At 55.4% G+C, this 20246-nt stretch carries 22 protein-coding genes; 4 read left to right on the top strand and 18 right to left on the bottom strand.

The features are described 5' to 3' along the window. Nucleotides 1-406: 406 nt before the first annotated feature. From QN359_RS17160 to uraH, 4 genes are read right to left on the bottom strand one after another with little or no spacing between them, the layout of a single operon-like run. Nucleotides 407-931 (bottom strand): ureidoglycolate lyase, encoded by a 525-nt coding sequence (locus QN359_RS17160; RefSeq protein WP_322250145.1) that lies wholly within the window; start codon nucleotides 929-931, stop codon nucleotides 407-409. Between the two features lie 26 nt (nucleotides 932-957). Next, nucleotides 958-1968, bottom strand: coding sequence for an allantoicase (alc, locus tag QN359_RS17155; RefSeq protein ID WP_322250144.1), 1011 nt, complete (start codon nucleotides 1966-1968; stop codon nucleotides 958-960). A gap of 15 nt (nucleotides 1969-1983) precedes the next feature. Further along, on the bottom strand, nucleotides 1984-3192 hold the full coding sequence (locus tag QN359_RS17150; RefSeq protein WP_322250143.1) for a urate hydroxylase PuuD: 1209 nt from the start codon (nucleotides 3190-3192) through the stop codon (nucleotides 1984-1986). Between the two features lie 31 nt (nucleotides 3193-3223). After that, nucleotides 3224-3580 (bottom strand): hydroxyisourate hydrolase, encoded by a 357-nt coding sequence (gene uraH, locus QN359_RS17145; protein ID WP_322250142.1) that lies wholly within the window; start codon nucleotides 3578-3580, stop codon nucleotides 3224-3226. A 203-nt stretch (nucleotides 3581-3783) separates the two neighbouring features. Between uraH and QN359_RS17140 the strand changes: the two genes are divergently transcribed. Genes QN359_RS17140 through QN359_RS17125 form a run of 4 tightly spaced genes read left to right on the top strand, consistent with a single transcriptional unit; the run spans nucleotide 3784 to nucleotide 7120 of the window. Then, a complete protein-coding gene (locus QN359_RS17140) occupies nucleotides 3784-4500 on the top strand; it encodes a GntR family transcriptional regulator (RefSeq protein WP_322250141.1) in 717 nt (238 codons plus the stop codon). 3 nt (nucleotides 4501-4503) lie between these two features. After that, a complete protein-coding gene (gene puuE / locus QN359_RS17135) occupies nucleotides 4504-5451 on the top strand; it encodes an allantoinase PuuE (protein ID WP_369124412.1) in 948 nt (315 codons plus the stop codon). Beyond that, a complete protein-coding gene (uraD, locus tag QN359_RS17130) occupies nucleotides 5451-5978 on the top strand; it encodes a 2-oxo-4-hydroxy-4-carboxy-5-ureidoimidazoline decarboxylase (RefSeq protein ID WP_322250139.1) in 528 nt (175 codons plus the stop codon). The genes puuE and uraD overlap by 1 nt, the downstream gene beginning before the upstream one ends. 50 nt (nucleotides 5979-6028) lie before the next feature. Then, nucleotides 6029-7120, top strand: coding sequence for a porin (locus QN359_RS17125; protein ID WP_322250138.1), 1092 nt, complete (start codon nucleotides 6029-6031; stop codon nucleotides 7118-7120). 67 nt (nucleotides 7121-7187) lie between these two features. On the opposite strand, the gene QN359_RS17120 is transcribed toward QN359_RS17125, so the two are convergent. The 14 genes from QN359_RS17120 to QN359_RS17055 all read right to left on the bottom strand — a co-directional run bounded on the left by QN359_RS17120 (nucleotide 7188) and on the right by QN359_RS17055 (nucleotide 20067). Continuing rightward, complete coding sequence (locus QN359_RS17120; RefSeq protein WP_322250137.1) at nucleotides 7188-7709, bottom strand: DUF6985 domain-containing protein; 522 nt, start codon at nucleotides 7707-7709, stop codon at nucleotides 7188-7190. 91 nt (nucleotides 7710-7800) lie between these two features. Further along, a complete protein-coding gene (locus QN359_RS17115; RefSeq protein ID WP_322250136.1) occupies nucleotides 7801-8880 on the bottom strand; it encodes an HDOD domain-containing protein in 1080 nt (359 codons plus the stop codon). Between the two features lie 79 nt (nucleotides 8881-8959). Then, a complete protein-coding gene (locus QN359_RS17110; protein WP_322250135.1) occupies nucleotides 8960-9988 on the bottom strand; it encodes an adenosine deaminase in 1029 nt (342 codons plus the stop codon). Further along, nucleotides 9981-10865 (bottom strand): xanthine dehydrogenase accessory protein XdhC, encoded by an 885-nt coding sequence (xdhC, locus tag QN359_RS17105; RefSeq protein ID WP_322250134.1) that lies wholly within the window; start codon nucleotides 10863-10865, stop codon nucleotides 9981-9983. The genes QN359_RS17110 and xdhC overlap by 8 nt, the downstream gene beginning before the upstream one ends. Nucleotides 10866-10981: 116 nt before the next feature. After that, a complete protein-coding gene (locus QN359_RS17100) occupies nucleotides 10982-11239 on the bottom strand; it encodes a DUF3567 domain-containing protein (protein ID WP_322250133.1) in 258 nt (85 codons plus the stop codon). A gap of 123 nt (nucleotides 11240-11362) precedes the next feature. After that, nucleotides 11363-11725, bottom strand: coding sequence for a GTPase (locus QN359_RS17095; protein ID WP_322250132.1), 363 nt, complete (start codon nucleotides 11723-11725; stop codon nucleotides 11363-11365). Nucleotides 11726-11732: 7 nt separating this feature from the next. Further along, the gene (locus tag QN359_RS17090) at nucleotides 11733-12443 is read right to left on the bottom strand and encodes a response regulator (RefSeq protein WP_322250131.1); all 711 of its coding nucleotides are present in this window, start codon (nucleotides 12441-12443) and stop codon (nucleotides 11733-11735) included. 66 nt (nucleotides 12444-12509) lie between these two features. Next, a complete protein-coding gene (locus tag QN359_RS17085) occupies nucleotides 12510-14870 on the bottom strand; it encodes a sensor histidine kinase (protein WP_322250130.1) in 2361 nt (786 codons plus the stop codon). Next, nucleotides 14867-15475: a DUF4390 domain-containing protein gene (locus QN359_RS17080; protein WP_322250129.1), complete on the bottom strand. Its 609-nt coding sequence runs from the start codon at nucleotides 15473-15475 to the stop codon at nucleotides 14867-14869. Before QN359_RS17080 ends, QN359_RS17085 begins: the two co-directional genes overlap by 4 nt. A 41-nt stretch (nucleotides 15476-15516) precedes the next feature. Next, entirely contained in the window at nucleotides 15517-16875 is a 1359-nt protein-coding gene (gene rsmB / locus QN359_RS17075) for a 16S rRNA (cytosine(967)-C(5))-methyltransferase RsmB (RefSeq protein ID WP_322250128.1), read from the bottom strand. A 310-nt stretch (nucleotides 16876-17185) separates the two neighbouring features. Continuing rightward, nucleotides 17186-18061, bottom strand: a complete 876-nt coding sequence (locus QN359_RS17070) for an alpha/beta hydrolase (protein ID WP_322250127.1) — start codon at nucleotides 18059-18061, stop codon at nucleotides 17186-17188. Between the two features lie 3 nt (nucleotides 18062-18064). Continuing rightward, complete coding sequence (locus QN359_RS17065) at nucleotides 18065-18409, bottom strand: DUF1840 domain-containing protein (RefSeq protein WP_322250126.1); 345 nt, start codon at nucleotides 18407-18409, stop codon at nucleotides 18065-18067. A 142-nt stretch (nucleotides 18410-18551) separates the two neighbouring features. Beyond that, entirely contained in the window at nucleotides 18552-19034 is a 483-nt protein-coding gene (locus QN359_RS17060) for a hypothetical protein (RefSeq protein ID WP_323493350.1), read from the bottom strand. A 64-nt stretch (nucleotides 19035-19098) separates the two neighbouring features. Then, nucleotides 19099-20067, bottom strand: a complete 969-nt coding sequence (locus QN359_RS17055; RefSeq protein ID WP_322250124.1) for a DMT family transporter — start codon at nucleotides 20065-20067, stop codon at nucleotides 19099-19101. Nucleotides 20068-20246: the final 179 nt, after the last annotated feature.

The raw sequence follows: 20246 nt of genomic DNA, 5'->3' as shown, positions 1-20246 counted from the left end.
CGATATAGTCGTACCTGTCTCCTCCAACACCTCCTGAGGTTTTGGATTTTAGCCCGCTCTTAGCGGGCTATTTTTTTGCCTGAGAAAATCTGCGAAATGACGACGCCAAGAATTGCTTAGAATCGCGAGCTCTGCCCGTTGCGGACGGCGAGCGACTAGCCATTCAGTTGCTCACAATTTTGTCATTGCCGTGCCTGGAGGCCCTTCGCACTAGCCGCTACGTTCAGATATTCACATTATGAATGGTAGATATGCAAAAATAGGCCTTGGAAGATTTGTTGCGCTGCGATATAGTCGTACCTGTCTCCTCCAACACCTCCTGAGGTTTTGGATTTTAGCCCGCTCTTAGCGGGCTATTTTTTTTGCCTGAGAAAATCTCCACATTACCGCGACCAGCGCCGTTTGCTCAAGGACATGCCGGTAGGGGGTCAGTGAGCGCCAGCACAAAATGGCCATCGAGTTTCACTTCATCACAATTCTGCCCCTGCCCTATGCGATCAAGCACCAGAAAATCACTGACGCGCCCGAGCGCGATGAGTGGATGGTGCCAGACGCCTTTGGCATAATTGACACCTTGCCAGCCGCGTGCAATGAAGGCTTGCATGTGTTCGACAATAAATTCACCAGCAGGTGCCACGACGATCAGATAGCTGTCATCGCAATCTTGGCTCAAGGGTATGAAAGCTTGGCTGCCGAGCGGATGCCGTTCCATGATGGTGATGGCTAAGGGTAGCGTGCGCGGGGTGGCACGAAATAAACTGAGGATGGCCTCACCGCCGGCATCGGCCGTGTCGGCCTTTGCCAGTGCATGGTAGCGTTCGGTGCTGCCATCATTGATAGGGTAATGGCGTGCGCCCTCGGTCGTGATGACTTCGCCGAATGGTGCGAAGGCAGCACGATTGAGTTCTTGAATTGTTAAGAGCGATGGCATGGGGGCAGCTTCTTCGATCGATGGCATTATGCGAGCTGACAGAATAAGCGCAGACGCGATACGCCCCCATCGGGAAAGATATTGACGCGAATATGCGTGATTGGCCCGAGCGCGATAATTTCATCGCTGTAGTAGTGCTGCCGGTCCATCTGTAATTTTTGTACCGGCAAGAGCTCGGACCAAAACATTGCTTGGGTGATCAAGGCCGTATCGGTACCGGCAGGCGCGAAAGCGGCTTGGATCGTGCAGCGGTCCGGGTAATTGCCTTTGAAATGACAGGTATCGATTTCAATCTGTTGCACCACGCCAGGCTGGGCCAGCGCGATGATGCACCAGTCGTTGCCAGGCTCGCGCCGCCGCCGAGTTTCCCAGCCATCGCCCATATTCGTGCCGCGCCCGGCGAAAAGCATGTTCGATGCCAAACCGAAATGTTCATTATTACAGGCGACTACGCGGCCACCGTTTTCCAGCGCGATCAAATCATACAGCGTATCGCGGGCGGCGGCGCGCCAGTCGGTATACGGTTGCGCATACACGCGCAGACGCGCGACACCGCCATCGGGGAAGATGTTCAAGCGCAGGTGGGTGAAAACGCGCTCATCGTCAATCGCATGGTAGTGGTGGCTATTGCCTTGCAAATCTACCGCCGGCAAGACGCTGTGCCAGAGCGTCGTGGCATCGGGCTCGCCAGTGGCGAGAAAGGCCGCTTCCAGCCCGGCCGCCGGCGGATAGTTGCCGGTGAAATGGCTGGTATCGATATCGACCCCTTTGAGTTGCGCCGCCCGTCCGAGTTGAACGATGCACCAATCGTGGCCGCTGACGCGCTTGCGGCGTGATTCCCAACCATCCATCCATTTACCGTTGGCATCGTATTTACCCGCTATGAAGACGGCTGGATCGGGGTTGAGCATGCGTGCCATTTCGGCAAAAAAATCGTCGCTGCAAGCGATGGTTTTGGCACCGCAGCGTGGGTCAGCCAAGTTTGGATAGCGTCGGCAAAAATCGGGAGCGTGCGGGTCGGTGTCAAGGATAGCCATTTGTACTTTCTGTAGTTATTTTGCCGCCGCGTTGGCACCGGCTTCATACCAAGCGCCGATGGTGGCCCGCTCTTGGTCTGTGATGTTGGTGAGGTTGCCTAATGGCATGATTTTTTGCTGTACCACTTGTTGATAAATCAAAGGTGCTTTGGCGAGTATGGTGGCATCATTATCGAGCAGCAAACCTTTCGCCGCCACGCCCATCAGGCTCGGGTGTGCCGAATGACATTGTATGCAGCGCTGCTCGATGATGTGACGAACTGCCGCGTAGCGTTCTGTCGCCGGGGCTGCGGCCGTCGCTGCTGTCGTTGCCGGTGCTGGCGCTGGTGCCATCAGCACGGCGGTGATGGCCAACAGGGCTAAGGCAGCTAAGGGTAAGGCCAGTCGTTGTTGACCTTTATGGCGCAGCACAAAATATTGGCGTATCAATACCCCAGCCAGCATGATCAGTACCAGCACCAGCCAATTGTGTTCGGCACTGTAGGTCATGCTGTAGTGATTCGATAGCATGGCAAACAACACCGGCAGGGTGAAGTAGGTATTGTGCACGCTGCGTTGCTTGCCGCGCTGGCCGTGGATAGGATCAATCGGCTGGCCGGCTTGGATGGCGGCGACCACTTTGCGTTGGCCAGGGATGATCCAAAACAACACATTGGCACTCATGATGGTGGCTTGCATGGCACCGCTGATGAGAAAGGCGGCACGACCGGAAAACAGGTGGCAGTTGATCCAGCTCATCCCGACCACCAGGGCGACGATGGCAAGCGACAGCGCGCGGTCGTTTTTGCGCAGCAAACGGCACAATACGTCATACAGCAGCCAGCCCGCTACCAAGATACCGAGCGCGGCAGCGACGGCGATGCTCGGCGTGAGGTCAGCGACGCGGGTATCGATCAGATAGCTGCGCGGATTGCTCAAATAGATTAAGGTAAAGAGCGCAAAACCGGAGAGCCAGGTGCTGTACGATTCCCAGTAAAACCAGTGCAATTTGGCCGGCAAGGCTGGTGGTGCTCCCAGGTATTTTTGTGGATTGTAAAAGCCGCCGCCATGCACGGCCCACAATTCACCGGCCACGCCTTGGCGGCGCAAGGATTCGTCGCTCGGCGGAGTCAGATGATTATCGAGCCAAACGAAGTAAAACGATGAGCCTATCCAGGCGATCGCGACGATCAGATGCAGCCAGCGTAAGAGCAAATTGGCGCAGTCGAGTAAATAAGCTTCCATTCCATTCCATTTCTTGTGTTCCGGCGGCCAATTAGCTGCCGCGGTAAGTCGAATAGCTCCAAGGTGTCGCCAGCAGCGGTACATGGTAGTGCTGAGTCGGATCGGCGACGCCGAAGCGCAGCGTGACGATGCCGAGAAACGCCGGTTCGGTTTGCGCCAAGCCGAGTCCGTGGTAATACGCGCCGAGGTCGAAATCGAGTTCATAGATGCCACTTTGCATGGCGGCACCTTCGAGTAAGGCTTGATCGCAGCGGCCGTCGTCATTGGTGCAGCCGGTGTAGAGCAGAGTGCGTGGTGCATCGCTGACGAGCCGGTATAACTGTAGCGCCACCGCACGTCCGGGGCGGCCGTGGGCAGTGTCGAGCACATGCGTGGTTAAGCGTCCCATAAGCCTCCTTGCTGACAAAAAATAAAAAATATTGTCGACAATCTTAGTCCTGAAAATTTGTTACTGTCAAATAAATTACTGACAAAACAATTGCTTAAGAACGATTCAACAACAGAATAGTGTGTTTATCGATTTTCTATTTTTCATATTGTCGACAATCATGATTAAATGGTCTCTCTTCTTTTCGCTTTCTTGGTCGCTCCATGCCGTATTCTCCTACTGTTACCGATTGTGCCGACGAGGGCAGTGCCGCTCCCGCCGGCGAGCAAGTCATGTATCGCGATATTTATGATGCGATCATGGACCACCGCCTGCCCGCTCGCACCAAGCTGACCGAATTATCCTTAAGCCGAATCTATGCCATGGCACGCCACAGCGTGCGTAAAGTACTGACGCAACTGGCGGCCGACGGTTTGGTCGATCTGTTGCCCAATCGTGGTGCATTTATTGCCAGTCCGGGCGAAAAAGAGGCGCAGGATATGTTCGAGTTGCGCCAAAACTTGGAGCAATTGGCGCTGGAAAAAGTCTTGCAGCAGCCTGATGCTGCCGCTTTGCTGAGCTTGCGCGCCATGGTTGAGCGTGAGCGCGCCGCTTATTTGCAAGGCGACCGGCCGCAGTGGATACGCTTGTCAGCCGATTTCCATATCGAACTCGCGCGCATGGGCGGCAATGCCGTATTGGTCGATATGTTGCGTCGCCTGGTGTCGCGCACGACCTTGATGATTTCGAATCAAGACAGCGGCGGTACCCAGCCGTGCTCCTTCGATCAGCATTTACGGGTGGTCGATGCCTTGCAGCGTGGAGATAAAAAAATGGCTTTGCAGGAAATGGCACAACACTTGCATGAGTGTGCTTGCCGTACCCCGAAAAACACTAGCTTTGATCTGAGTGCAGTGCTTGGACCGGCACGGAGTAAATAAATGATAACGACGACAACGTATCCGCGCGATTTGCATGGCTATGGGCGGCAGCCACCGCATCCGCACTGGCCGCAGCAGGCCAGAATCGCACTGCAATTTGTGTTGAATTATGAAGAGGGAGCGGAGAACTGTGTGCTGCACGGCGATCCAGCTTCCGAGCAATTTTTATCGGAAATCGTCGGTGCGGCGGCTTACCCGGATCGTCACATGTCGATGGAATCGATGTATGAATACGGTTCGCGCGCCGGGGTGTGGCGGCTGTTGCGCGAGTTTGAGCAAAGACGTTTACCGCTGACCGTGTTTGGTGTTGCCATGGCCTTGCAGCGCCATCCTGAGCTGGCGCAAGCCTGCGCCGAGCTCGGGCATGAGATCGCTTGTCATGGCTTGCGTTGGATTCATTACCAAAACGTGCCGGAGGCGGTGGAGCGCGCCCATCTGCAAGAGGCCGTGCAGATCATGCGCGATTTAAGCGGTAGCGCACCTTTGGGTTGGTATACCGGGCGCGATTCACCGAATACGCGGCGCTTGCTGGTCGAGCATGGCGGCTTTGCTTATGATGCCGATTATTACGGCGACGATTTGCCGTTCTGGACGCAAGTCAATACCAGTGATGGCCGTTGCCTGCCGCATTTGGTGGTGCCGTACACGCTCGATTGCAATGACATGCGCTTTGCTATGGCGCAGGGATTTAATACCGGTGAGCAGTTTTACACTTACCTTAAAGATAGTTTTGATGTTTTGTATGCCGAAGGCGATCCGAATGGATTGGCGGCACCGAAGATGTTGTCGGTAGGTATGCATTGTCGTTTGTTGGGCCGACCAGGACGCTTCCGCGCTTTGCAACGCTTTCTCGATTACGTACAAGAGCATGAACAAGTTTGGATTTGTCGCCGTATCGATATTGCACAACACTGGATGGCACAGCATCCATTTCAAGCAGGGGGAATGTGATGATGGCAACAGCGGTGCAATTGACTTGGCTTAACGCTTGTTCGCGCGATGAATTCGTCGCCAGCTTGGCCGATATATTTGAGCATTCACCATGGCTCGCTGCGGCGGTGGCCGGGCAAAGGCCGTTTGCTTCCGTGGCGCAATTGCATGCTGCCATGGCTGAGGCCTTGCGCACTGCAGGTGAAACAGCACAATTGGCGCTGATCCGCGCGCATCCTGAATTAGCGGGCAAGGCGGCTTTGCGCGGCGAGCTGACGGCAGCCTCGAGCAGTGAGCAAAGCGGAGTAGGGCTGGATCAATGTAGTCGCGAAGAATATGAGCAATTGCATGCACTCAATGCGGCTTACCAACAGAAATTCACTTTTCCTTTCATTCTCGCGGTACGCGGGCATGACAGAGCCAGTATCATCGCCAATTTTGCGCGTCGTATAGAGGCCAGCCCAGCCAGTGAAATGGCCGCTTGCATCGAGCAAATCATTGCCATTGCCGGCTTTCGCTTGGCCGATAAGATCGCCGAATCATCCTGAGACGGATAAGAGCTTTAATTTTTTTTATACCACCTTACCAAGGACGCAAGATGAAATTTCCTATTAAAACCCTGCTGCTGGCGCTGGCTGCCAGTTTCGCTGCTTCTGCTTCGGCGCAATCGCAGGTGTCGGTCGAGGGCCTGGTTGATGTCTCGCTCGGTTCCGTTAAATTCAGTGGCGACAAGGGCAGTACGGCCGCTGTCAGCAGTGGCGGCATGACGACCTCGTGGTTAGGGTTTAAAGGGGTGGAAGATCTGGGTGGCGGTCTCAAAGCCGATTTCGCCTTGACCAGCTTCTTGCAGGCCGACACAGGCGCGGCCGGTCGCTTCGGTGGCGATACCATGTTTTCGCGTGACGCCAACGTCGGCTTGTCTGGTTCTTTCGGTAAAGTTTCTCTCGGTCGTAATCTGGCACCGAGTTTCCTGCCAGTGGTGATTTTCAATCCCTTTGGCGATTCCTTCAACTTGTCACCGCTGGTATTGCATACCTATGTGCCTAGCGGTAATTTTGCTGCACGCACTTGGGCCAATTCGGCCGCCGGTGATTCCGGTTGGAGCAATGAAATCATTTACAGTACGCCTAATTTCAGTGGCTTGAGCGCTAATTTCCATTATCAGTTCGGTGAAAAAGCCGGCGACAGCGGCAGCAACAACGTCGGTGTCAATGCCCTGTACTTCAATGGTCCTTTGGCCTTGACGGCGTATTACCACCAAGTCAAAGTCAGTAATCCACTTGGTGCGGCCGCTATCATCGATGCCACTGCCGCGCCGATTAATTATGCCGCTATCAATGGGCAAAAAACTTGGTTCGTCGGCGGTAGTTACGAGCTCAGCGTCGTCAAATTGTTTGCCACATATTCAGCCAGCAAGGATGAAAGCACACTGGCTGGTAACATGGATGATAAAACCTATAGCCTCGGTGCCAAAGTGCCGGTCGCTGGCGGTGATATCCTGCTGGCCTTTGCCGATACTAAACGCAGTGGCAGCTTGGTGGGCAGCGATTTGAAACGCGATACCTTCTCGGCCGGCTATGACTATCCTTTGTCTAAACGCACCGATGTGTATGCCGTTGCCATGAGCGATAAAATCAGTAGCGCCGATCGTGCGACCAGCGTTGCACTGGGCATACGTCATAAGTTCTGAAACCGCTTGCCGAAAAAAAACCCGCCGCACAGTCGAGGCTGTGCGGCGGGTTTTTTAATGCGGGTAATCAGGCGCGGCTTTGGTATACCACGGCGTCGAGTTCCGGCAAACCGTAATAGTCGCCATTGCTTAAAAAATCATCAAACGGTCCGACCCGGCTGACGTGGCTACCTTCTTTGAAAATAAGCTGCAAGCCTTCTTCGGGGGCCCAGTCACAGTCGCATTCGAGCAGCAGGTAGAGCGCTTGGTCACCTTGCGCGCGACGACAGACTAAGACTTCGTCGCCATAGCTGATATGCGACCAAACCGCGCTGGCCTCAGCGATGTCGCGGCCGAGTTCGGGTGCGAGTTGGCGGCAATCTTGGTAATACGCGTAGATCGCGTCTTCGACTGTGCGCAAGGCACTTGGGTCGAGTGCCAGAAAGTGGCTGATGGCCGTACTGAAGTCGGCCGGTGCCGGGTCGTTTTCATAGCCTTCCAGCAGAAACCGGCAAGCTTGGCCATCGAGCGCGGCCACTGCCACGGCTGTGCTGACGAGCCAGTCATTGTCTGCATCCTTGGTCAGCTGACCGAGCGGGGTGATCTGCATAAGCATTCCATTCTAGGGGCGGCCAACCGAAGTGGCGGGCGCTGATGTATTTTAGCAAGAAAGCCCGGCACTGCGCAGGGTAAAAGCCGATTCAGCGTGGCGCGTCGATGTGCTGCAGTTCAAACAGCTGCAATTCGTTGAGAGTTAAAAAACACTGGGTTTCTGCGACGGGCAAACCTTGCGTCAGTTGTCCGTCGTTGTGGCTGAGTTGGCCCTGATTGACCAAGATCCGCATTTTACTCAGCAGATCGGCGGTGTGCAGCAGCACGCCGAGTCGGCTCCAAGTTTTTGCTCTGCTGCCACCGGCTTGCAGTTCCAGCGCTTGCACTACCTCGGGCGGGAATTCCCAGCGCCGGGCGATACGGTAGGACAGCGTGGCCGCCACGGCAGCAAAGGCGTGTTGGAAGCCCGAAGAATACCGCAGCTTGGTCTCGCCGCATTCGTTGTCGAGTACACGTAAGGCGACGATCAAGCCGACGTTTTTCATCAATCCAGTCAGAAACGCCAAGAACGGCGAAAAGCCGTCGTCGTTGGTGCTCAGCGCATGGCAAGCGAGCGCGCATTTTTCCGCTTGCAGCCAAATCGGTGGTGCCGCACGGCGTGTGTATGGACCAGCGCTGAGATTGATGATGGGACGAAACGCGACTTTGGCGATCACCAGGCGCAAGCCTTCTTCGCCCAGCAGCATGATGGCTTTATCGAGACTGTTAATGCGGTCGGCCGGATTATAGAGTGCGCTGTTGACGGCATTGATGACTTCGGCCACCAGCACGACATCTTTGATGATGAGGCGGCTCAGTTCGGCGATGGCGACGCTTTTATTTCGCATGCTGGCCAACAGTTGCGGTATCACACTGGGCATGCGCGGCACCACCACGGCATCGTTGAGATCCGACGCGAGGAAGGCATACAGGGCTTGCAGGATCTTTTGTTCATTCTGATCACTGCCAGCAGTGCTCGGATAGCCCATGATCCAATCGAAAAAAAGTGTATCGACAGGCAATGCCGGACGCCATATCTGTAACAGCGGGGCTGCCGCTGTCACGATAATTTCTTCGCTGGCGACGCGCTCAAGCACGGGCGGTGGTGGTGTCTGCGGTATTAAAGCTGGCGCTGGCGTGCGCCGCGAACCGAAAAAGTCTTGGAACAGTTGCGTAAACGAATAGCCCACGGGCTTCCTTTTCGGTTAAACCATTAAGTATTCAAAGCATAACAGTTTTTCGCCTGCTTGGCGTGCGGCTATTCCATCGTCAGTGATTACCGGCATACGCATGGAGTTCATCGAACCAGACTTGCTTTTGTTGTTCGGAGACGAAAGCGGCCTCGAAACCATTGCGTGCCAGCTCAAGCAATTCGCTGCGTGTCAGTTGTAAGGCGTCTGCCGCAGCGATGAAATTATTATTCATATAGCCACCGAAGTAGGCTGGGTCGTCGGAGTTGATAGTGACACAGATACCATCGCGCAGCATCATGGCGAGATTGTGGTCACGCAAATCGGCAACGACGCATAATTTCAGATTCGATAAGGGGCATACCGTCAACGGCATGCGGCGTTGTCGCAGTGTATCCATCAGGGCCAGATCTTCACTGGCGCGCACGCCATGATCAATGCGTTCTACTTGCAGTACGTCGAGCGCCGCATGGATATAGGCCGGTGGACCTTCTTCGCCGGCATGGGCGACCAAGCGCAAGCCTTGCTGGCGCGCTTGGGCAAACACGCGGGCGAATTTTTCCGGCGGGTGGCCGAGTTCGGAAGAATCGAGCCCTATGCCGGTCCACACATCGGCGTAAGCAGCGCGCAGCGGCAGCGCGGCGATCAGCGTCGTTTGCGCTTGCGCTTCGCTTAAGTGACGCAAGAAACACAGGATCATGCTACCGGAAAAACCGTGTTCTTGTTTGGCCACACGCAGTGCGCGCGCGATGCCGGCAAATACGGTTGCTATGGCGACGCCGCGTTCGGTATGGGTTTGTGGATCGAAAAATAATTCCACATGGCGGACATTATCGGCTCGGGCGCGCACGATATAGGCCGTGGTTAAATCGAAGAAATCTTCTTCGGTCAGCAAGACCGCGGCACCGGCATAGTATAAATCGAGGAAGGATTGTAGGTCAGCAAAATCATAGGCCGCGCGTACGGCTTCGACGTCGGCATACGGCAAGGTGACGCCGTTTTTCAGTGCCAGCGCAAACATCATTTCCGGTTCCAGCGAGCCTTCTATGTGCAGATGTAATTCGGCTTTCGGTAAGCCGCGTATGAATTGGTGCAAAGGATTAGTCATGCCAGCTTTCTTGTTGTTGTTCTGAGAGTTGCGGCAGTGTAGGAGGTTTGCTCCAGAGTTGCAATAACTGTGCGGCAATCGCGACCGCGATCACGCCCGGTTCTTTGCCGTCGATGTCGGCCAGACCGACCGGACACACCATCTGTGCTAACTGTGCGGCGGCGATACCTTGTTCGCGCAATCGGTGTTCGAAGCGCGCGCGCTTGGTGCGCGAGCCGATCAGGCCGAACCAAGCGCGGTCGCGGCGGCGCAGAATCTGCTCGCACAGCCGCAGATCAAGCCCATGGTGATGGGTCATGACGAGAAAGCAGGCACCGGCTTCGGCCGCGGCGACCACGCTTTCCGGTGTATCGGTGGCTTCGCACTGTATGTGGGCCGGTAAGTCGGCGGGAAATAATTGGTCGCGCTCATCAATCCAACTGATACGGCACGGTACTTGTTGCAGTACCCGTACCAGTGCCGTACCGACGTGGCCGGCACCGAACAAATACAGGTGGGGGTGGGCGTCGTGGCTATGCTGATAGGTGTGGAGTTGTTCTTGCCATTGCTCGGGCGACCAGCGGTCGACGCGCTCTAAATGGAGGCGAACCGAGCCGCCGCAACACTGGCCAAGGCTAGGCCCGAGCGCGAGGTCGAGCTGCCGTTGGGATTCTTGTTGATTACCCGCTTCGGCTAACCACAGGCGCGCGCACGCGAGCGCCTTCCATTCGAGATGGCCACCGCCTATGGTGTCGTATTGCGTGTTGGCCGTGACCAACATGCGCGTGCCGACCCCGCGCGGAACCGAGCCGCGTACAGCCGCCACGGTGACTAGCACGGCATGGTCGGCCGGTGTGAGCCGGCGCAAGCCGCTCAGCCAATCGATGACTTGCATCATTTGTCTTCTCCAAGATCTTCCTCAGAGCTAAGATAGCACTACCGCAACGTTGCCGTATACGATAGATGTGATGCGCACCATTGCAGCCGCCATATTGAGGGCAGCGCCGCTGTCTTTCAGTGGAGGTAAACTTTTTGGCCCATATAGCCGTCGTACTGAGCGAGGAATTCATCAATCTCTTCCATGCTCGGCTCGCTGGCGATGAGTTCGCTTACGCCATGGCGAAAGTCGACTGCTTGTGGACCGCCGATGAACCACTCACGACGTACCGATTTGTCGGTGATTTCATAGCCGCCGAAACGCAGTGCTTCATGCTCGGCATCAGCGCCATATTCGACGACGCTGTAATTTTCGCTGTTATAAATGAGATTCATTTTTTGCATCCTTTCTGGCTGGAGGAAGAAAAAATTCCTCTGATATACCGGACATGGTGCTTGAAGCAGCGGATTTCAAGTTATCTCACCATCAGATTAATCACAATAGCGGACCAGTTCAGTCTACAAGGAAATAGCGGAATCTGCCAGCAGCAATTGCGCATACGGAGATTGTTGCACAGTAGCGAATATCGCAGTCAGATGCGCATCGCTGGCAATGCCGAGATAAATACGATCTGTACCTTTGCGCAAAATTCGGTTCAGGCTCACGCGCAAGGTGAGATTGCCGATGCAGCAAAAGCAGCCGGGCGCGATGCGCGTCAGCGTTAATTGTTCGGATGGGAGTAACAGGAAGTCGCCGGCTGGTAATCCCTCCAGCAACACGGCACAGCGCTGCGTCGGGCCGTCCAGCGCCGCCGCGATGGCTGCGACGATGGCGCTTTCACGTTCGGCGTAGCTGCCGCCGCTGACTAGCGTCAGCGGCACTGGCGGTTTATTCGCCGCGTTTGGCGTACTTGATCGATTCGACACCGAGCTGTTTCAATTTGCGATACAGATGGGTACGTTCGAGCCCGGTTTTTTCTGCTACGCGCGTCATGCTGCCGCTTTCGCGATGCAAATGGTATTCGAAATAAATGCGTTCGAATGCATCTCTGGCTTCGCGTAAAGGCAAGTCAAATGACAAACTGGCGAATTGACTCGCCGGTGTTGCAGCGGCGGTGGCGCTACTGAATTGCCGGTTTTCAAAGCCGGTGCCGCTCAGCATTGGTGGCACATTGGCATTGCCATGATCGCTGCCAATCACGCGCAAGGCCGGAACGGTTGGACGCTGTGGTTCCTGAGTCCGACTCAAACCTTGCTGTACTGCTTTGAGCAGTTTTTGCAAAGCGATAGGTTTTTCCAGAAAATTGAGCGCGCCGATGCGCGTCGCTTCGACTGCGGTATCGATGGTCGCGTGGCCGGACATCATGATCACCGGCATGGTGAGCAAGCCATCGCGTTGCCATTCTTTGAGCAGAGTCACGCCATCGGTATCGGGCATCCAGATATCGAGTAAGACCAGATCAGGTTTTGCTTCTTGACGGGCGAGGCGCGCTTGTTGTGCATTTTCTGCCAACTGCACGACATGGCCTTCGTCTCCCAAGATTTCCGAGAGTAATTCGCGGATACCCATTTCATCATCTACGACCAGAATATTTGCCATAAAATTAACCCTATTACTGCCCCTATAGTTTTACCTTTTTATACCTGCATTCCTCTGTCGGGAATGTCAGGTGTTTACCTGCGCTGATACTGCATTGACGTCCGGTGCTAACTTTAACAGTAAAATCGCTACTTTTGCACCGTTTGTATCGCTGCGATTTTGAATATCGATTCTTCCGCCATGTTCATCGATGATTTTTTTGACCATTGCCAGCCCTAATCCTGTCCCACGCGGTTTCGAGGTGGCATATGGTTCGAATGCGCGCGCCAGAATTTTGCTGGAAAATCCCGGGCCGTTATCACAGATCATCAAGCGTACTGCCGTTTGTTGGTCGCGCCCTTTGCTACTGTAGCGCACGACCTCGGTACTGACTTCGATGCGTGCGGCGATGTCGGGATTAGTATTGTCCGCCACCGCATCCTGCGCATTTTGCAGCAGATTATGAATCACTTGCCGTAATTGCGTGGCGTCGCCCATCACTTTCGGTAAATTCGCTGCCAGCGAGAGGCGGATGATGTCGCGGTCATCGCCGGCCAAATACAGATGCAGCACTTCGTCGATCAATTCGCCGAGATTGAGTTGTGTCAGCACCGCTGGCGGCGTTTTGGCGTAATCACGGAAGTCATCGACCATGCGTTTCATCGACGAGACTTGATTGACGATAGTGAGCGTGCTCTTGTTGAGAATGGCGACATCGGCCGGACTTAACTTGTCTTGCAATTTCATTTGCAGCCGTTCGGCCGACAATTGTATCGGCGTCAGCGGGTTCTTGATTTCATGAGCCAAGCGGCGCGCCACTTCGCCCCAAGCGATCGAGCGTTGGGCGGAAATAATATTGCTGATATCATCAAACACGATCACGTAGCCATTGCCTGAGCCGACTGGTAAGTGCGAGCCGCGCGCGAGCAGGGTCACACTTTGTTTTTCGTGATCGGGCATAGGGTCGCTCGCTACGGTCTGGTCGGCCTCGGGACGCGGTACCTCGATCTGTTGCTGCCAATGTTGTTCCTGTTCGTTTTTCCCACCGGCCGCCGATTGCGCATGCTGTTCTGAAAAGGCGGTGTCAATGGCGCTGGCAAATTCTTGCATGCCTTTGATGTCGCTCAGTGCTTTGCCGATCTCACTTTCCAGTGGCCGCTGCAGGATGCGTTCGACCGATTCATTGCAGGTGACCAGATGGCCGGCTTGGTCGAGCACCATCACGCCGGCCGACATATTGGCCAGCACCGATTCGAGATAGGCTTTGGCATTTTCGAGTTCGCTGCGGTTTTTTTCGACGGCGGCGCGGGCATCGAATAATTGGCGCGTCATGGTATTGAACGACTGCGTCAGGCTGCCGAGTTCATCACTGCTGGCGACGATGGGACGCGGCGAAAAATTCCCCTCGGTGACCGCCTTCGTCCCTTCGGCCAGCAACAACAGCGGCCGTGCCAGTTCACCTGAAATCAGAAAGGCACTGGTGATGGCAGCGAAAATCGCCAGCAACAGAGTTAAGGTGAGGGTAAAGATATACATAGTCTTGAGACTGCCGCGACCGAGCGAACGGACTTGGTATTCGCTTGAGGCATTGCGCAGCGCTTCGGCATGCAGTGCGATATTCGAGGGTACCGGTTGGATCAGTTGCAGATAATAGGTTTCGCGTTGCAGCGACAATTCGCTGCCATTATCCTGCAACTGAATTACCACGCGCGAGCGCAGGGTGGTTTTCGGTTCCGGTGCCAACACCGGTCGTTGCGCACCGTTGGTGGCGCTGTCGTTGGGACGGTTGCTCGGTGCCACACTCGATTCATCGGTGGCCGCGTAGATGCGCGAATTGTGCGCTTGGCGCAGCATGTCGAGGCTCGGCAGTTCCGGCACCAGGCGATCAAAATTCTGATTGGCGGCGGCAATCAGACGTCCTTTGCTGTTGACGATCGTGGCTTCCTGCACGCCGGCGCGTTCGCGCAAGCGCGACAGTTGTATCGCCCGTGAACCGGAGGGGACGGCCAGTTCGGCGGCCATATCACGCGCCTTGTTCTGTAAATCGGCCAATAAAAAATCGAGCGCGCTCAAGCCGAGGTTTTTGCCGGAATCGAGCGCCGATTCGACTTTGACATCGAACCAGGATTCTATCGATTTCGAGACAAAGGTGACCGACACCACATAAATCACCGTACCCGGCAAAATGCCGACCAGCGCGAACAGCAGCACCAGCCGCGTCATCAGGCGCGAGCCGAATTCGCGGCTGCGATAGCGGCTGAACAAACGCAGTAACAGCGTGGCGATCAGGGCCAGCAAGGCCAGTGCAACGACGGCATTGGCCCCCAGCAGCCAGCCGTAATAGTGTTCGAAGCTGGCTGAATTATCCGATGCGGTGGTCAGCAGGAAGAGCAAAATACTCATCAGTGCGCCGCCAATGATGAGCGCATACCGTAAAAATCGCGTCACTTGTCGTCAGCCTTGAAGGTAAACCGTTTGGTATCCGAAGACAGGCGCCAGTCGCTGTTGTTGAGTGAGGTGATCAGAAAGGTTTTCGGTAAATAACTGAGATCGAGCTTGAGCTTGACGGCGACATTGTAGACTGCTCCCGGGGTCAGGCTGGCTTTGTCGGCGACGATCCAGCGGCGCGGTCGCAGCACCAATGCCAGCGCATCTTCGAGGGAAGAGAAATTTTGCTGTAAACCACTGTTGATGGTGCCGGTGTATTGGCGCGTCCAAGGGTTGTAAGCGATTTTAACGGTTTGAACCGAGCGTATGGTCTTTTCATCCAGCCAGTACCAGCGCGGCCGCGTTAATTCGACTTCGGTGGTGAAGGAGAGTGGGATTTCGCGCGCGATCGCATCGACCAAGCCATGGCTGAGTTCAAACGCAAAGCTGGTGCTGATGCGGTAACCTTCCTCGGTCGTTTCGAGTTTGGCCGAAGTGACTTCGGCGTCGGCGGCGCGCGCGTACGGCACCGCACCGATAGCCAGCGTGGCTATCAGCAGGGTAAGTATCCACAGTCGCAGCGTATCAGTGAGGCGCGAGAACATGCAATCCGAAAATAAAGTCATGGCCGTCAATGATACCGTGCCAAGCCTGCTTTTCGTCAGGTTTACAGCGGCTTTTGGAACAAGGCATAAAACAAACCGTCATGTTCGTTGTTTGCAGAAGACGAATCGGCAAGGGTCGGTAATAACTGGCCCGGTGCCGGCAAACGGATGGCGCTGTGTTTTTGGACAAAGGCAGCCGCTTGCAGTTCGGATTCCTGCGGCCAGATCGAGCACGTCACCATCAGCATCTTGCCACCCGGTGCCAGCATGCGCCATAAATTGTCGAGTATGCGCGACGACAGGGCTGCCAGTTGCGCCGTATCGGTTTTGCGGCGTAACCAACGGCTGTCTGGGTGGCGTCGTACTACGCCCGAAGCGGTGCACGGCACATCCGCAATAATGCGCTCGAACAGGCGCTGATCCCACCAGGTGGAACGGCTGGCATCGCCGGCTTTAACGGCGCAACTGAGCTGCAAGCGCAGCAGATTGTCTTCAATTTTGGCCAAGCGCAAGCTGTCGATGTCGAGTGCCAGCAGTTCTATATCGGCCAGTTCCAGCAAATGGCAGGTCTTGCCACCCGGAGCGGCGCAGGCATCGAGTACGCGCATGCCATCGGCCAGATCGAGCAGGGGCCCAGCAAGTTGCGCTGCAGCATCTTGTACTGAAACCAAGCCATCAGCAAAACCGGGAATCTGGGCGACCGGCAAGGCTTTGCCTAATCGAATCGCATTCGGTCCAATTTGACTGGCAGCAATTTGCTCTTGGTCTAACATGGCCAAATAAGCGCCGCAGTTGCTGCGCCGCTGGTTGACGCGCAGGGTCAACGGCGGCGCATGATTGGCCGTCGTCAAGATGGCTTGCCAGTCGCTCGGATAGGCAGTTTTAGTTTGATCTACCCACCATTGTGGGTAATTCCACAGTGCTGCCGGTTGTTTCATCACCAGTTTGAGCAACTCATCTTTTTCGCGTAAAAATCGGCGTAATACGGCATTGACCATGCCTTTGGCAAACACCATGTGCGGGCTGGCGGTGGCGGCGGTGACGGCTTGATCGACCACGACAAAGTCTTCATACGGCGCGGCCGTGCCATCCTCGGCATTCACTAAGAGTGTCAGCGAGCAACAGAGTAAGCTGTATAACATGGCCGGTTCCGGCTCTTTGTTGGTCATGCTTTTGAGCAGGGCATCGACGCGTCCTACTTGGCGCATGGTACGGTAAGAAATATCCTGGATTGCCCCGCGAGCCTGTGGCGTAGCCTGGGTCTGGGCAAATACTTTCGCCAGCGCCTGTGGCAAGGCCATACCTTCGAGAACACTGGCGACCGCTTGCGCGGCACCGCTGAGGCTGAATGCCAATGAGTCGGTCTTGAGTTCCGAGAGCGGCGCTTCGATGACAGCGGGTCGAAGGGCGGGTTTGGTCAAGACAGGTTTTCCAAGGATTTTTCTGGTTTTTTCTTGCATATGAAATGTTTTCAGGCCCGGCTAGGCCGGGCTATCTGTGATCCGGTCTCGGACCGGAATACGGTAAGGCGCTTCGAGTGCTGCTGCTTTTATTGAGACAAAGTGCGTGGCGTGCTGTTCGAGCAGGCTGCGCAGCGGCTCAGGGAAGCCGGCTGCGAGCAGACATACATGCCAACATTGCAGGTGGTTCAGGCTTGCTTGTCAGTGTAACAGTCATCTTAGGCTTTTCACCAGTGATGGTGATGCTTTATCGTCACACAATGACACTGTATCAGGCTTCTGGCTGCATCAAGGGGGAAATTTGTTGTACTTCAAGCCATGTACGCAGATCGTCAAAGACCGGAGTGGGATCGAGCTCGTTGAAGATTTCATGATAAAAACCTGCATAGAAATGCGTGCTCAGGTAGGCATTGCCAGCGGCGGCGGCAAAGCGCCGACTACCCTCAGGGTCGACCAGATGGTCATCGACGGCCGCCAGCAGCAGGGTTGGCAAGTGTAATGTGGCGGCTTTTTGTTGTGTATAGGCAATTGCTGAAATCATGGCATTGAGCAAGCGTGCGCTGATACGCGGATGGACCAGCGGGTCGTTGCGGTAGGCATAAATGACTTCGGCATCATGCGACAGATAGCGCGTGTTGAGTCCATTGGCCAGACCTAGCGAAGGACACAGCAGGCTGGCAATGCGCAGTAAGCCGCGTTGCACCCCCGACATATGCAAAGCCAGTGCCGGTGAAGATAGGATCAAGGCACGTAGTGGTGCTGTTTCAGCCAAGGCAAACCGTGCCGCGAACAAGCCACCCATGCTGTGGCCGAACAAAATAGGCGCGCAGGCAAGATCGACGCTGAAATCCTTGATTACCAATTCGGCATCGCGCAACATTGCTTCATCGTCCGGCACATTGCCGGAGGACCCGCTCGATTTGCCATGCCCGCGCATATCGTAGGTACGGACGGTAAAGCCGAGCGCATTGAAAAAGCGTGCGACGTGGGCATAGCGGCCGCAGTGTTCGCCCAAGCCGTGCATGATCACGACGCCTTCTTTACGCCACACCGCATCGTCCGGCAGCGGCCAGTCACGGATGAACAGACGCGTCCCGTCCGGGGTGTGCAGTTCGGTTTCAGTGGTGTGGTCGATATGTGCGCTCACGCGTCACACCCCCCACATGACTTCGCGTTGCATTTTGTTCGCTGCGTGCAACATCTCGAGCACCGGGTACACGCGCGTGGCAAAGCTGATCGCTTCCGGCTTGACATGTTCGTGGTCGTCGCCGTTGTCGTTCGGGTGGGCATTGATGTCGCGGCTGACCTCGTCGGAGACTGGATGAGCCTTGCTGTCGGCGACCGCCGCTTCGATTTTTTCTATGGCATGTGGCAATTCTGCCGGTGTAATAATGCCGCGGTCGACATCCTTTTGCAGTAATTCCAGAATACGCCGCGCGTGTTCTTTATACATGGTGATCTCGGTGGCTGCTTTTGATTTAAATGTGATCAGCATGGTCAGGTTCCTTGAAGGTAGTATTGGGACATCCGGATCAGCGGTGACCGTACTGGCCGGGATGTTGCTTACCTTTAATCCTATCATAAGGGCGTGCCAATTATTAGCCACCTGACACGATTTTCTGCGCACTTTTTGCGGTTTACTCGAGGACTAAGGAAGTCATGAAGGTATCGACCACTTCCGGCGTGACTTTCTTCGGCGGACCGAGAATGATTAATTGATAGACCCATTGTCCGTGGGCAATAAAACGTGCTGCCATGAAGACCGGCGTACCGTTTTGCAAGCTACCAATAATTTCGAGTACGCCGTTGGGGCCGCCACTGTCTTTCGTCACCGTGCCGTGGATATTCTTGATCATGCCTTGGCGCATAGCCGCCAAGACTAGCCCGCCATCATCGCGATTATTTAATTCCACGCTGCCCACAGCGAAGCTGACTTGGCCCGCTTCGGCGGCAGTCATATGCATGGTCAGTGTTTGATCGGCTAATTTGACGGATTCGGAGAAAGCCAGCGCTTTGGCGGGCATTAAAATTCGCAACGGTGCCTTGCTGTCGCGCACTTCGCGCCAATCGAAACGTGGACTGCAGGCGCTGAATACGAGCAAGGAAATGAAAATTGACACGAGGCCAAGGAATCTGACAGGGGAGCGGGGAGGCATGGCATTCCAATGAGAGGTGGGCTTAGACTTAGTGAGGCGCTGATGCCTGGACGCGCCTTAAGGCCAGCGCTACCCCGACACATAATAGTAATACGCCAGCGCAAATTGGGGGGGGTGGCAGAGTTTGTCGCAGAATAAAGGTGTAGCTCAAGGCGGCCAGAGTTTCGAAGACGATCAATTGACCGCTCAGGCTGGCCGGGAGCGTATGGCTGGCATGGTTCCATAGCAAAGTGCCAAGCCAAGAGGCGAAAAAACCAAGCACCAGCATGAGGCTGATGAATTGTACGCCTTGGTCTCCGAGTGGGAAGTTGGCGGGAAGCGTGCCGGCTTGCTTGAGAATCAAGCCATAAATGGCAAAGCCTAGCAGGGCCAGCGGCAGGGTACACAAGCCCTGCGCAGTGGCCCAAGTGCTGGAAGCCAGCGCCGTATTGGCTTTCAAGTGGCGGCTGTTCATGAGCGGATACCAAGTCCAGGCCGCTACGGCCAGCAGCGCCAGCGCCGTGCCTTGCCAATAATCAGCGTAAGAATGCGGAGCTGATGGGTGCGCAAATTCTGCCACATTGACCAGCATGAGGCCGCAGAAGATCAAGCTCAAGGGCCACGCCAACTGTTTCCAAGGAGTAGGCTGGCCATGGTCGGCACCGAGCAAATTGGCGCTGATGGCGATGACTACCGGTAAAGTGCCGATGAGCATAGTCGGGATCGGCGCGCCTATCAGTTGAATCGCACTGGCCAAGGCGGCGTAATAAATCATATTGCCGACCAAGGACAAGCGCAAGGCACAGTACCAGTCGGCACGGCGCAAGCGGCGCAGACGACGGAAATCGAAGGCGGCTGGCAAGATGGCAATGAGGCCGAAGGCCAAGTAGCGTCCGAACGACAGGATGACCCCAGAATAATCAGGCAGCAAGACAGGCGTGATGAACACCAAGCCCCACAGCAAGCCGGCACCGATGGCTGCGAGCAAGCCGCTGAGTTGGGAGGCGGAACGGGGCATGGCTAGGGGCGGTGAGGGTTGATCAGGCTGACATCATACGCGCTCTTGGCAGTGGACTCTTACTAAGAATAAGCTTATCAAAAATCTGACTAGGGTTTGAAACCCCGGCCTTCAGAGGCTGTCGCAAAAGGGTATTGAGTCGGTATCATTACCCTGACTGGTGGCCACGTCATTCCTGC

The organism is Undibacterium sp. 5I2 (assembly GCF_035019605.1).
GTDB lineage: Bacteria > Pseudomonadota > Gammaproteobacteria > Burkholderiales > Burkholderiaceae_D > Undibacterium.
Note: the sequence above shows the minus strand (reverse complement) of the source record. Positions and strands in the feature narration are given on the sequence as shown.

Excerpts from the sequence above, each read along its gene's own strand:
- QN359_RS17160 (WP_322250145.1), bottom strand. The coding sequence starts at position 931 with ATGCCATCGCTCTTAACAATTCAAGAACTCAATCGTGCTGCCTTCGCA.
- alc (WP_322250144.1), bottom strand. The coding sequence starts at position 1,968 with ATGGCTATCCTTGACACCGACCCGCACGCTCCCGATTTTTGCCGACGC.
- QN359_RS17150 (WP_322250143.1), bottom strand. The coding sequence starts at position 3,192 with ATGGAAGCTTATTTACTCGACTGCGCCAATTTGCTCTTACGCTGGCTG.
- uraH (WP_322250142.1), bottom strand. The coding sequence starts at position 3,580 with ATGGGACGCTTAACCACGCATGTGCTCGACACTGCCCACGGCCGCCCC.
- QN359_RS17140 (WP_322250141.1), top strand. The coding sequence starts at position 3,784 with ATGCCGTATTCTCCTACTGTTACCGATTGTGCCGACGAGGGCAGTGCC.
- uraD (WP_322250139.1), top strand. The coding sequence starts at position 5,451 with ATGATGGCAACAGCGGTGCAATTGACTTGGCTTAACGCTTGTTCGCGC.
- QN359_RS17125 (WP_322250138.1), top strand. The coding sequence starts at position 6,029 with ATGAAATTTCCTATTAAAACCCTGCTGCTGGCGCTGGCTGCCAGTTTC.
- QN359_RS17120 (WP_322250137.1), bottom strand. The coding sequence starts at position 7,709 with ATGCAGATCACCCCGCTCGGTCAGCTGACCAAGGATGCAGACAATGAC.
- QN359_RS17110 (WP_322250135.1), bottom strand. The coding sequence starts at position 9,988 with ATGACTAATCCTTTGCACCAATTCATACGCGGCTTACCGAAAGCCGAA.
- xdhC (WP_322250134.1), bottom strand. The coding sequence starts at position 10,865 with ATGATGCAAGTCATCGATTGGCTGAGCGGCTTGCGCCGGCTCACACCG.
- QN359_RS17100 (WP_322250133.1), bottom strand. The coding sequence starts at position 11,239 with ATGAATCTCATTTATAACAGCGAAAATTACAGCGTCGTCGAATATGGC.
- QN359_RS17090 (WP_322250131.1), bottom strand. The coding sequence starts at position 12,443 with ATGGCAAATATTCTGGTCGTAGATGATGAAATGGGTATCCGCGAATTA.
- QN359_RS17080 (WP_322250129.1), bottom strand. The coding sequence starts at position 15,475 with ATGACTTTATTTTCGGATTGCATGTTCTCGCGCCTCACTGATACGCTG.
- QN359_RS17065 (WP_322250126.1), bottom strand. The coding sequence starts at position 18,409 with ATGCTGATCACATTTAAATCAAAAGCAGCCACCGAGATCACCATGTAT.
- QN359_RS17055 (WP_322250124.1), bottom strand. The coding sequence starts at position 20,067 with ATGCCCCGTTCCGCCTCCCAACTCAGCGGCTTGCTCGCAGCCATCGGT.